This is a genomic window from Pseudodonghicola sp., from assembly GCF_048268305.1.
Classification (GTDB): domain Bacteria; phylum Pseudomonadota; class Alphaproteobacteria; order Rhodobacterales; family Rhodobacteraceae; genus Pseudodonghicola.
Map to the genome: position 1 here is coordinate 1 of NZ_JBLWVT010000025.1, position 12160 is coordinate 12160.

Genomic DNA, 12160 nt, shown 5'->3' on the forward strand with positions numbered 1-12160 from the left:
GCCGAAGGCCATCATCACGGTATCGGGCGAGATGGTGGTGAAGCGGTGCAACTCGGCCGCGATCTTCGCCTCGAAAGCGTCCGACATCGCCAGCACCGCAGCGTCGAGATCGAGGCCCAGAGGCTCGGCCACATTGGTCCTCACCGCCGCCTCGGCCCGCGCCGCATCAAGCCCCATGCCGCCGCCGAAATAGGAGGTCGGGTCAAGCAGACCGGCCAGCAGGCTGGCGTCGGTGATCGTCGCCTCCTTGCCGCCGCGACCGAAGCAGGCCGGCCCCGGCAGGGCGCCGACGCTTTCCGGACCAATGGCGATCTTGCCGTCCTTGCCCTTGAAGACGGAACTGCCACCCGCCCCGGCGCTGGAAATCTCGCACAGCGGGAAGGACACGCTGATCCCCTCGACATTGCCACGCCGGATCTCGGCGACCTTGCCTTCGGTGCACTGGCCGATATCGGTGGTGGTGCCGCCGACGTCGATCGAGACGGTGTCACGGAACCCATAGAGCGCCGAGAAGGCCTTGAGCCCCTCCATGCCGCCGCGCGGACCCGAGGAATAGGTCTTGATCGCCACCGTCTTGGCCACCCGCGAGGCGTCGCCGTCATTGCGGAAGATCAGCAGCGGGTTCTTGGTGCGATAGTCGCGCAGCCGGTTTTCCGCCTGATAGAGAAACGCCTCCATCGAGGTATGCAGGAAGGAGTTGATCAGCGCCGACCAGGCGCGACGTTCCGGGTTGCGATCGACCGTCAGGTCCGAGGCATAGAGCACCGGCACCGCCCCCAGCAGGTGGCGGGGGTATTTGCGCAGCACGATCTTCTTCACCAGATCTTCGGCGGCATGGAAGCTGGCGCCGCCAAAGCTGACCACCAGCCGGTTGGCCCCCTTGGCAGTGAGCTGGTTGATGGTCTTGACGATATCGACCTCGGCTTCCGGCGTATCGAGCGCGGAGGTGTCGACAAAGGCGACCCGATCGCCGACCAGCGCGTCGTAGACATCGGGGTCATGGGCGCGCAGCGCCTGCGGCAGATCGGCCGCGCCACGGTCGAGGATCAGGCCCAGCTTCGGCCCCTTGCGTTCGCAGATCGCGTTGGTGCCCTGAGTGGTGGAATAGCGGATCAGATCCACCTCTTCGAGCAGCCGCTTCACGTCCTCGGCGCCATAGAGGGTTTCGGATGCCTTCTGCAGCCCTTCGAAGAAACACTTCGACAGGTCATAGGGCGTGGTCAGAACCTTGGTCTTCTTCACGCCGTCATCCGACATGATGCAGACGTCGGTCAGAGTCCCGCCGTTATCAATATTGATCTGAAATGCCATTGTGCATTTCTCCTCCCGTTTTTGTTGCACGGGCCAACAGGCCCCGACAGCGCAACAGCTGCGCCGGGCTCGTCGGGTACGTCGAACGGATCTCCTGTTCCGTCCGAGACCGGGCCGAGCCTGTCCAAGGGAGAAGCAGGAAAGGTTCCACCCCGGCGACGGGCATCGAAAATTTCCCGCAAGATCATGAACTCAATGGATTTAAAACTTTTCGATGGTTTTTTGCGTGCGAGCCGTCCGGTGGCGGCGTCCGGATTTCGAACCGCGACAGGACGTCGCCGTCCGGCCCCGGCGCGAAATCCGGACGGGTCGGGACGGCCCGCACAACCGCCGGCAAGCGGCCCGGTCGCGCTACAGCCGGCGTTGATGGCATCGGGGGAAAACGACGGGGCAGGGGGGCAGTATGGAGGTCCGGCAGATTGCCTGTGGCCGACCGGCTGCCGGTGCGGCTGTCATGGCCGCCGCATCGATTTGCTTTTGTCAGATGGAAAGCGCCGCTGCGTCGGTGCGCCGGTGCTCAGAGCCGCCCAGACGGCCTTCCCCGCTCGGCGGCGGCGGAATATCCCGCATCGCGCCGCCGGTTCGCAACCGTTCGTCTCGATACGTCGATCCCTCGCTTGGCAAGCCGCTCTGCGATGGCCTGATCCGTCAGCGGCGCATCCGGATCCTCGCCGGCGATCAGCTCGGCGATCAGCGCCGACAGCGCCGCTGCCGGAATCCGGTTGCCATCGCCCTGAGTGGTGCCGCCGCGCGCGAAGAATGCCCGCAGCGGCAGCACCCCGGACGGGGTTTGCACCAGCAGGCCGTTGCGGACGCGGTTGACGGTTGTTTCATGCAGGCCGAGCGCCGCGGCAACATCGGCGCAGCTCAGCGGGCGCAGATGCGTCGCGCCCTGTTCCAGAAATGCCCGTTGCGCCGACAGCACATGCGCCGCGACCCTGAGCACCAGCGCGTTGCGTCGGCTCAGCGTCCGTTCGAGCCAGCGCGCCTCGGCCCTGGCGGCGCGGTGCTCGGCCCCGGATAGCGGCAGCACCGCGACCTGCGGCGCGGTCGCGGTATTGAGCGACACCTGCCATTGCCCCTCGTCATCGCGCTCGGCGACCAGATCGGGGGCCCGGCGCAGCGCCGGAGCATCGTCAAAGCGGGTGCCGGGCTTGGGATCCAGTCGCCGCAGCCGGGTGACCAGCACCGCGAGCGCCTCGGCTCCGATGCCGCATTGCGCCAGCAGTCCGGCACTGTCACCCCGCGCCAGCAGCGGCAGCACCTCGAGCAGCCGTTCCATCGGCGCGCTCAGCGCGTCCTGATCCAGCAATTGCAGCCGCAAGCATTCCGCCAGGGTCCGCGCGAACAGGCCGGCGGGGTCCATCTGCCGCAACCGCGCGAGGATCTCCTCGGCCTTGGACAGGCTGCACCCCGCCTGCCGCGCCACCTCGGCCGTCTCGCAGCCCAACCAGCCACTCGGCTCCAGCGCCTCGGCAAAGAGCGTGGCGATGCGGATGTCCTCGGGGCTGCGGAACAGCAGGCCGATCTGGCGCATCACATGGGCATAGAGCCCCTCGGCCCGGGCGGTCAGCCGGTCGACCTCCTCGCCGCTGCCCAGCAGGGCCAGACGCCAATGCCGCGGTGCCGGTCGCGGCTCTGACTCGGGCTGGGGCAGGGTGATCTGCAGACAGGGGTTGGCCGCGGCCTCACCGATCAGGAAGCCGGCCAGATCGGCATGATCCATCTGCAACAGCCCCATCGCCCGCTGCATCACCTGAGACATGCGTTGAGAAGTGGTCTGATGCAGACGAAGTCCGATCATTCCCGGCCTGCTCCCCGGCGCGGATCAGCCATGGCCGCGCGCCTCGCCCAGAAAACGCGGCTGGATCACGAAGGCGTCGGACACCAGCCCCGCGCGCGGGGTCAGCGGCAACCGCTCGGACAGCCAGTTGCGGGTCGGCAACCCACGACACCCCGCCAGCCGGCGCAATGCGTCGCGGTCACCCGGCACCCGCGCCAGCCGAGCACGGATCTGCGCCTCGTCCTCGTCGCCCAGATCCTCGCCGATGAACACCAGCCGGCCGCAGCGGTCGGCAAGCGGCCCGGTTCTGGGCCAGGCGTCGAGCCGTACCGGCGCATAGGCGACATCTTCGACGCATTGCACAGCCATCGGCACATCAAGCCCGGGCAGCGCCATCAGCCCCTTGACCCGCAACAGCTTGCCGGCCCAGTCAGACAGGATCTCTCCCAGGGCCACGGAAAACCCGCGCCAGCCCGGCGCATCGTCGAAAGTGATCACGAAGCTGCGCACGCGGCCGCTGTGGGGCGTTGCGTAATGATGTGTCGGTTTGGTCGGCGGCAGGGTCGCGGCAAACCTGGTCTGTGCCTTTGATCCGCCGCGCCAGAGCGATCCCCCCAGCCAATCCGACAGATCCGCCGGGCGTTCTTCCGCCGCATAGAGCCCGCTGGAGAACAGATCCGCCGGCTCCGCCACGCCGCGATCCAGCACCACCCGGGGCGCGGTGGGGTTCAGGGCGGTGAGCGCACGATCCGCCGCATCGCGTTCCACCCGTCCGGCCAGGTCGCATTTCGACAACAGCAGCCGGTCGGCCATGCTGATCTGAACCATCGCCTCGCGGTGGCGGTCGATCTGGTCGCGGGCGCGGGTCACATCCACCACGGTCAGGATCCCGTCACAGCGATAGCGGGCCGAGACCTGCCGATCCTCCATCAGCGCCCGCAGCACCGGACCGGGATCGGCCAACCCGGTGGTTTCGATCAGCACCCGGGTGACCGGGGCGATCTCGCGCCGCGCCATGCGGTCGTGCAGCCGCATCAGCGCGGTCATCAGATCGCCCTGCACGGTGCAGCACAGGCAGCCCGAATCGAGAATCACCAGGGCGTCATCGATTCGCTCGACCAGGTGGTGATCAATGCCGACATCGCCCAATTCGTTGATGAAAACCGCCACGCCAGCCATATCCGGCCGATTGACGAGAGCGTTCAGCAGCGTGGTTTTCCCCGCCCCCAGAAACCCCGTCAGCACCGTGACCGGCACCCGTCCGGCGGCCGCCGGTCGCCCGGTCTCCCCCGCGATAAAATCGTTTTGAGCCATGTTTCTCCTCCCTCTCTCCCCAAGGGGAAGCAGGTTTCTTACCGTGAACCCGACGACACCGCAGCTCAAGCCCTTAGCGGCGGGTCGGAGGGCGGCGCCGTCCGGGGTCCGGACGCCACCGTCCGGATTTCGAACGCCGGTCGCGGCGGGGCACCGACCAGCGCCGTGCGGGCCTGGGGGCAGAGATCGCGGTCGTCGACCTGGCGCGTCGCGATCCCTTTGGCAAGCGGTCGGGGGCGGCTGTGTCGCCCGCATCGGAGCGCTGCGCAGAGGCCTGCCCAGCAAGGTATTTCGTCCGTGATGGAAATGATGTTACGGTACGTCAGAGTTGATGGTGCGCCCCCGGAAAATGGGGGCGGAGGCGGGTGCAAAGTTCCGGGGAGGGAACGCGGCCCGCGTCACGGGAACAACAACCGCCATACTCAAACGGGAGGGAGTACCGAATGCCGGGCACGGCTTTGCGGCAAAGATTTTCACGTCCTGAAAACGATCCTCAGATCATGTCATCCTGGGATCGGTTCATGAAAGGGCAGGACACCGGCTCGGATGCCTTGCGCCGGCTGATCGACGATTCCTGGCGGCGCTGTCATGGCGCCGTCGATCCCGGTCGCGACGGCGCGCCGCCGCCGGCAATGGGCGATGCGCTCTATGACCTGCTCACCGACAATGACGAATTGCTGAAGGCCAGCAGCGGCGTCATAGCGGCGGCCCGCGATTTCCTGTTTGAGACCGGTACGGTGATGGTGCTGACCGATGCCGCCGGCGCCGTGCTGAGCGTCGAGGGGGACAATTCGCTGCGCGGCCCCACCGAGGCGATCCACCTGATGCCGGGGGCGAACTGGAGCGAACAGGCTTGCGGCACCAATGCCATCGGCACCGCGCTCGAGATCGGCCAGCCGATCCAGATCCATTCGGCCGAACACTATTGCTCGGGGATCAAGCGCTGGTCCTGCTCGGCCAGCGTGATCCGCGAACCCTCCAGCGGGGCGATCATCGGCGCCATCGACATCTCGGGATTGAACGCCAGCTACAGCCGCCACAGCCTGTCGCTGGCGATCACCGCCGCCGGGCGGATCGAAAACCGGCTGGCGCAGCGCGATCTGAAATTGCGCTACCGCCTGCTGGACCATTGCCTCGACCGGCTGCGGGCGCCGGGGCGCGACGGGGTCATCGTCTTTGACCGCACCGGCGCCCCGATCAAGACCAACGAGCGCGCCGCAGAGTTGATGACCGAACTGGCGAAGAACCACGGCGGCCGCCACATGGCGATCCGTGATCTGACCCTGCCCTGGCGCAAGGGCCGGATTTCCCCCGAGAACATGCCCGGTTGGGTCGACCGCGACTGGATCGAACCGATCATGCTGGACGGGCAGCGGCTGGGGGCGGTCCTGGTGCTGCCGGACCGCTCTGCCGTGGTGCGCCGCACACCGCAGCGCGATCTGCCCCGCCCTGATCCGCGCAGCGATCCCTTCGACCGGCTGATCGGCGAGGCCCCGGTCTATCGCGAGGCGGTGCGGCGGGCCCGGCTGCTGGCGAAAAGCCCGGCGCCGGTGCTGTTGCTGGGCGAAACCGGGGTCGGTAAGGATGCCTTCGCCCAGGCGCTGCACGAAAGCGGGCCACAGGCCGGCGGCCCGTTCATCGCGGTCAATTGCGGCGGTTTCTCGCGCGAGCTGCTGACCTCGGAGCTGTTCGGCTATGCCGAGGGCGCCTTTACCGGTGCGCGGCGCGGCGGCATGATTGGCAAGATCGAGGCGGCCAACGGGGGCACGCTGTTTCTCGACGAAATCGGCGAGATGCCGCTGGACCTGCAGCCGCATCTGTTGCGGGTCCTGGAATCCAACGAGGTCTATCGGATCGGCGAGAACGAGCCGCGCAAGGTGAAGCTGCGATTGATCGCGGCGACCAATCGCGATCTCAGGACCGCCGCCGCCGAGGGCGATTTCCGCATGGACCTGTTCTATCGCATTGCGGTGACGTCGCTGGAGCTGTCGCCGTTGCGCGACCGTGCCGATGACCTGCCCGAACTGGCCGCCCATCTGCTGAAGCAGATCGGCAAACGCTATGACTGCCCCGCGCCGGAGATTTCGCCGGAACTGTTGGCGCTGCTGGCCGGTCACGACTGGCCGGGCAATATCCGGGAGCTGCGCAATGTGCTTGAGGGCATGTTCCTGGAAAGCGGCGGTGACAGGCTGGGCCCGGAGCATCTGCCGCGCGAATTGCGCCAGACCGCACAGCCCCGGGTGGAGGATGGCGCGCCGCTCACCCCGCTGCAACAGGCGGAACGCGAGACGATCCTTGCGGCCATCGCGCGCAACCGGGGCAATCTGACCTCTGCTGCGCGCGACCTCGGCATCGCCAAGAGCACGCTCTATGTCCGGCTCGACAAGCTGGGGCTGAAGGACGGCCTGGACCAGCTACGCCGCTGATGCCCAAGTGACCCCCGGGTCCGGTCCCGCCGAACTGGCCCGGTCCCGACATTGATCCTGAGACCAGGCGATGGTCCGCGCCGTGGGATCGTCCCGAGCACCGAAACAGGAGGGAGGCGCGCAGCCGGGAACCGGTCACGCATTGGCGGGCAGGGCAGGTCGTCAGCTCGGTACCGAGATGCCGCCTTGTTTCAGGCAGCGCAGGGTGAAGATCGACCGCGAATGCTGGATGCCGGGCACGCGATAGAGCTTGCGACGCAGGAATTCCTCATAGCCTTTGGTGCCGTCGACGGCGACCTTGATGTAATAGTCGTATTCGCCGGTGGTCAGATAGACCTCAAGCACCTCGGGCAGATCGGCCATCGCCTGGCCGAAGGTTTCCAGAACCATATCGTCGTGACGATCCAGCGTGACTTCGATGATCACCGTTTCGGGCGCGCCCAGCTTTTCCTGATCCAGCACGGCGGTATAGCCCTTGATGTATCCTTCGGCCTCCAGCCGGCGGGTGCGTTGCCAGCAGGGGCTGGGGGACAGGCCGATTTCCTCGGCCAGCTGGTTGTTGCTGAGCCGCCCGTCACGGCGCAGAGCGCGCAGGATGCGGCGGTCGATGTCGTCCAGGGGCCTGAGGTCCATGAATGAATATTCTTTCAACTTGGCCATTTTCCAGCAGGATATTTTGGAACTCTGCGAAATGCCAAAAAAATCGAAAGCAAATTTCGTGAAAGGTCTGGGAATATGGTCCTGTCTGCACTGAGAGGGAGGAACGGTCGGTGCATTACGCGCATTTCACCTCGGCGGCGCCATTGGATCACCTGAGCCGGGCGCTGGACGAACTGCGGCGCCGCGGCTTTCAGCTTTGCGGTGTGGCGGTCTCCGCCGGGACGGGGGGGCAGTCGATTGTCGCCGCAGATGCCGGGGCACTTGCCGATATCCGGATCGATTTCGACGCCCGCAACAATTTCGCTGCCGAGAACTATCTTGCCCGCATCGCCGGAATGCCCGGGGTGCAGGGGCTGCAGGGCGGTCTTCGGGCCGGTTCGGCCTGATCTGCCGCCGATCTCGCCCGGATGGACGGGCTATGAACGGGAGGACGTTCGATGGACCAAGACAGTGACCCGGACCTACCGCCGCTCCGTTTGAGCGTGCCGGAACCCGAGGTTCGGCCGGGCGGCCAGCCCGATTTCTCGCATGTGGAGATCCCGCGCGCCGGCACGGTCCGGCGCCCGCCGGTCGATGCCGACCCCGAGGCGATCCGCGATCTGGCCTTCACCATCATCCGGGTGCTGAACCGTGACGGCGCCGCGGTCGGCCCCTGGGCCGAGGCGCTGGACCTGGACGCCGCGGCGTTGCAGCAGGGGCTGCGCCACATGCTGACCCTGCGCGCCTATGATGCGCGGATGCTGACGGCGCAGCGGCAGCAAAAGACCTCCTTCTACATGCAGCACCTGGGCGAGGAGGCGATCTCCTGCGCATTCCAGCGGGCGCTGGCCCCGGGCGACATGAATTTCCCGACCTATCGCCAGGCGGGGCTGCTGGTGGCCTCGGGCTACCCGCTCAAGACCATGATGTGCCAGGTCTATTCCAACGACGGGGATCCGGTGCGCGGGCGGCAGTTGCCGGTGTTCTATTCGTCGAAGGACCACGGGTTCTTCTCGATCTCCGGCAATCTGGCGACGCAATACATCCAGGCGGTGGGCTGGGCGATGGCCTCGGCGATCTCGGGCGACCGCAAGATCGCGGCGGCCTGGATCGGCGACGGCTCCACCGCCGAGAGCGATTTTCACGCGGCCCTCGTCTTTGCCTCGACCTACAAGGCGCCGGTGGTGCTGAATATCGTCAATAACCAGTGGGCGATCTCGACCTTTCAGGGCATCGCGCGGGGCGGCTCTGGCACCTTCGCGGCGCGCGGGCACGGCTTTGGCATCCCGTCGCTGCGGGTCGACGGCAACGATTACCTCGCCGTCTGCGCGGTGGCACGATGGGCGGCGGAACGGGCGCGGCGCAATCTGGGTCCGACGCTGGTGGAATATGTCACCTATCGCGCCGGCGGTCATTCGACCTCGGACGACCCTTCGGCCTATCGCCCGGCCGAGGAAAGCGCCGCCTGGCCGCTGGGCGATCCGATCCTGCGGCTGAAGAACCATCTGATCGCCTTGGGCGAGTGGAGCGAGGAACGCCATGCCCAGGCCGAGGCCGAGGTCATGGCCGAGGTGATCGCCGCGCAGAAGGAGGCCGAGGCGATCGGCACGCTGCATCACGGGCTGCACCCCAGCCCGCGCGACATGTTCGAGGACGTCTATGCCGAGATGCCGCCGCATCTGTTGCGGCAGCGCCAGGAAGCGGGGTTCTGACATGGCACGCATGACGATGATCGAGGCGATCCGCGACGCGCTGGACGTGGCCATGGCCGGGGACGAGCGTGTCGTCGTCTTCGGCGAGGACGTCGGCTATTTCGGCGGCGTATTCCGCTGCACCGCCGGCTTGCAGAAGAAATACGGCGCCACCCGCTGTTTCGATACGCCGATTTCCGAACTGGGCATCATCGGCGCCGGCGTCGGCATGGCGGCCTATGGGCTGCGGCCGGTGGTGGAGATCCAATTCGCCGACTACATGTATCCGGGCTATGACCAGATCGTGTCCGAGGCGGCGCGGCTGCGCTATCGCTCGGCTGGGGAGTTCACCTGTCCGATGGTGGTGCGGATGCCGACCGGCGGCGGCATCTTCGGCGCCCAGACCCACAGTCAGAGCCCCGAGGCGCTGTTCACCCATGTCACCGGGCTGAAGACGGTGGTGCCGTCGAACCCGCAGGATGCCAAGGGCCTGCTGATGGCGGCGATCGAGGATCCCGATCCGGTGATCTTTCTGGAACCCAAGCGGCTCTATAACGGGCCGTTCGACGGGCATCATGACCGTCCGGTGACCGCCTGGAAGACGCATGAGCTGGGCGAGGTGCCCGAGGGCCGCCATCTGGTGCCGCTGGGACAGGCGGCGATCCGGCGGCCGGGCCGGGCGGCGACTGTACTGACATATGGCACCATGGTGCATGTGGCGCTGGCCGCGGCCGAGGAGACGGGCATCGACGCCGAGGTGATCGACCTGCGCACCCTGCTGCCGCTGGATCTTGAGACGGTGACAGCCTCGGTGAAAAAGACCGGCCGCTGTCTGGTGCTGCACGAGGCGACGCTGACCTCGGGCTTCGGGGCCGAGTTGGCGGCGCTGGTGCAGGCCGAATGCTTCTATCATCTCGAGGCCCCGGTGATGCGGGTCGCGGGCTGGGACACGCCCTATCCGCATGTGCACGAATGGCGCTATTTCCCCGGGCCCGAGCGGGTGGGCGAGGCCTTGCGCCGGCTGGTTGAGGAGGTCTGAGATGGGCATTCATTCGATCCGCGTTCCCGATATCGGCGAGGGCATCGCCGAGACCGAGGTTGCCGAATGGCTGGTCGCCCTCGGTCAGCAGGTGCGCGAGGACGATCCGCTGGCGGCGCTGATGACCGACAAGGCCACGGTCGAGGTGCCCTCGCCGATCTCTGGCAAGGTGGTCTGGCTGGGCGCGGCAGAGGGCGACATCGTCGCCGTCGGCGCCGAGCTGATCCGGCTGGAGGTCGACGGGCCCGGCAACTGGACCGGGGAGGAAGACGCCGCCCCAGTCGCCCCGGCGGAAGAAGCGCCGGTTCAGGCGGCTCCCAAGGCCGCTGCCCCGTCGTCAGTGGCCCCCGAGCAGCCGGTCGCGTCCTCTGCCAGCCCGGTCGCCCCGCTGCGTCCCGAGGGCGAGCGTCCGCTCGCACCCCCATCGGTCCGTGCCCGCGCGCGCGAGGCCGGGGTGGATCTGCGGCTGGTGCGCGGCAGCGGGCCGGCGGGTCGGATCACCCAGGATGACCTCTCTGCCTATATCGCCTCTGGCGGCATTCCGGCCCCCGCCGGCGCCCGCTCCGACGAGAGCGTCGAGGAGATCCGGGTGATCGGTCTGCGCCGACGGATTTCCGAACGGATGGAGACCGCCAACAGGATTCCACATATCACCATCGTCGAAGAGGTGGACGCCACCGCGCTGGAGGATCTGCGCGGCCGGATGAACGCCGAAGGCGGCCCCAAGCTGACGGTTCTGCCCTTTCTCGTTCGCGCCATGGTGCGGGCGCTGCGCGAGCAGCCGACGCTGAATGCCCATTACGATGCCGAGGCCGGGGTGATCCGCCGCTTCGGCGGGGTGCATGTGGGGATCGCGGCGCAGACAGACGCCGGGCTGATGGTGCCGGTGCTGCGCCACGCCGAGGCGCTGACGCTGCGCGAGGCCGGGGCCGAGATCGCCCGGCTGGCCGAGGCGGCGCGCGACGGCACCGCCCGGCGCGAGGAGCTGACCGGATCGACCATCACCATCACCTCGCTCGGTGCGCTGGGGGCGATCGCCACCACGCCGATCCTGAACGCGCCCGAGGTGGCGATCGTGGGGGTCAACCGCATGGCAGTGCGCCCGCATTGGAACGGCACCGCCTTCGAGCCGCGCAGGATGATGAACATCTCCTGCAGTTTCGACCATCGGGTGATCGACGGCTGGGATGCTGCCGTCTTCGTCCAGCGGCTGAAGACGCTGCTGGAAACCCCCGCCCTGATCTTCGTGGAGGCCTGACATGCGCGAGATGAGTTGCAAGCTGCTGATCCTCGGCGCCGGTCCCGGCGGCTATGTCTGCGCGATCCGCGCCGGGCAATTGGGTGTCGACACCGTTGTGGTGGACCGCGCCCCGCCCGGCGGCACCTGTCTGAACGTCGGTTGCATCCCCTCCAAGGCGCTGATCCATGCGGCGGAGGAGTTTCACCGCATCGCCGCGTTGACCGATCGGCCCGAGATGGGGATTGCGGCGGCGGGCGCGACGCTTGATCTGGCGCAGACCCGGCGGTGGAGCCAGGGGATCGTCGATCGGCTGACCGGCGGGGTCGCGGCGCTGCTGCGCAAGGCCAAGGTGCGGCTGGTGACGGGCGAGGCGCGGCTGCGCGACGGCAAGACCGCGGTGGTGGAAACCCCCGAGGGGCCGGTGATGATCCGGGCCGAGGTTTTGGTGATCGCCACCGGGTCGGAGCCGGTGGAGCTGCCGGCGCTGCCCTTCGGCGGGCCGGTGATCTCCTCGACCGACGCTCTGGCGCTGGAGGTCTTGCCGGACAGCCTTGCGGTGGTCGGTGGCGGCTATATCGGGCTGGAACTGGGCACCGCCTTCGCCAAGCTCGGCACCCGGGTGACGGTGGTCGAGGCGGCAGAGCGCATCCTGCCGCAATATGACGCCGAGCTGACCCGGCCGGTGATGGCGCGGCTGGCAGAGCTGGGGGTGCGGGT

The 12160-nt window shown here is 67.6% G+C and carries 10 protein-coding genes; 6 read left to right on the top strand and 4 right to left on the bottom strand.

Translation table 11 applies throughout. The features are described from left to right. From ACN0V4_RS21160 to ACN0V4_RS21170, 3 genes are all read right to left on the bottom strand, one after another. Window positions 1-1311 (bottom strand): hydantoinase/oxoprolinase family protein (locus tag ACN0V4_RS21160; protein ID WP_417679844.1); only part of this gene is annotated, 1311 nt, incomplete at its 3' end. 517 nt (window positions 1312-1828) lie between these two features. Beyond that, window positions 1829-3115, bottom strand: coding sequence for an RNA polymerase sigma-54 factor (locus ACN0V4_RS21165; RefSeq protein WP_417679846.1), 1287 nt, complete (start codon window positions 3113-3115; stop codon window positions 1829-1831). 24 nt (window positions 3116-3139) lie between these two features. Beyond that, a complete protein-coding gene (locus tag ACN0V4_RS21170) occupies window positions 3140-4408 on the bottom strand; it encodes a CobW family GTP-binding protein (RefSeq protein ID WP_417679848.1) in 1269 nt (422 codons plus the stop codon). A gap of 521 nt (window positions 4409-4929) precedes the next feature. On the opposite strand from ACN0V4_RS21170, the gene ACN0V4_RS21175 reads away from it, so the two are divergent. Beyond that, window positions 4930-6834: a sigma-54-dependent Fis family transcriptional regulator gene (locus ACN0V4_RS21175; protein WP_417679850.1), complete on the top strand. Its 1905-nt coding sequence runs from the start codon at window positions 4930-4932 to the stop codon at window positions 6832-6834. A gap of 162 nt (window positions 6835-6996) precedes the next feature. Here ACN0V4_RS21175 and ACN0V4_RS21180 read toward each other — a convergent pair whose 3' ends face one another. Beyond that, on the bottom strand, window positions 6997-7467 hold the full coding sequence (locus tag ACN0V4_RS21180) for an Lrp/AsnC family transcriptional regulator (protein WP_417679852.1): 471 nt from the start codon (window positions 7465-7467) through the stop codon (window positions 6997-6999). A 137-nt stretch (window positions 7468-7604) separates the two neighbouring features. Here ACN0V4_RS21180 and ACN0V4_RS21185 point away from each other — a divergent pair, with 137 nt between their 5' ends. The 5 genes from ACN0V4_RS21185 to ACN0V4_RS21205 all read left to right on the top strand — a co-directional run. After that, window positions 7605-7880, top strand: coding sequence for a hypothetical protein (locus tag ACN0V4_RS21185; protein WP_417679854.1), 276 nt, complete (start codon window positions 7605-7607; stop codon window positions 7878-7880). Window positions 7881-7931: 51 nt separating this feature from the next. Next, window positions 7932-9185 (top strand): 3-methyl-2-oxobutanoate dehydrogenase (2-methylpropanoyl-transferring) subunit alpha, encoded by a 1254-nt coding sequence (locus ACN0V4_RS21190; protein ID WP_417679856.1) that lies wholly within the window; start codon window positions 7932-7934, stop codon window positions 9183-9185. Between the two features lies 1 nt (window position 9186). Further along, a complete protein-coding gene (locus ACN0V4_RS21195; protein WP_417679858.1) occupies window positions 9187-10203 on the top strand; it encodes an alpha-ketoacid dehydrogenase subunit beta in 1017 nt (338 codons plus the stop codon). A gap of 1 nt (window position 10204) precedes the next feature. Continuing rightward, the gene (locus tag ACN0V4_RS21200) at window positions 10205-11461 is read left to right on the top strand and encodes a dihydrolipoamide acetyltransferase family protein (protein WP_417679860.1); all 1257 of its coding nucleotides are present in this window, start codon (window positions 10205-10207) and stop codon (window positions 11459-11461) included. 1 nt (window position 11462) lies between these two features. After that, a partial coding sequence (locus tag ACN0V4_RS21205) for an FAD-dependent oxidoreductase (RefSeq protein WP_417679862.1) occupies window positions 11463-12160 on the top strand: 698 nt, incomplete at its 3' end.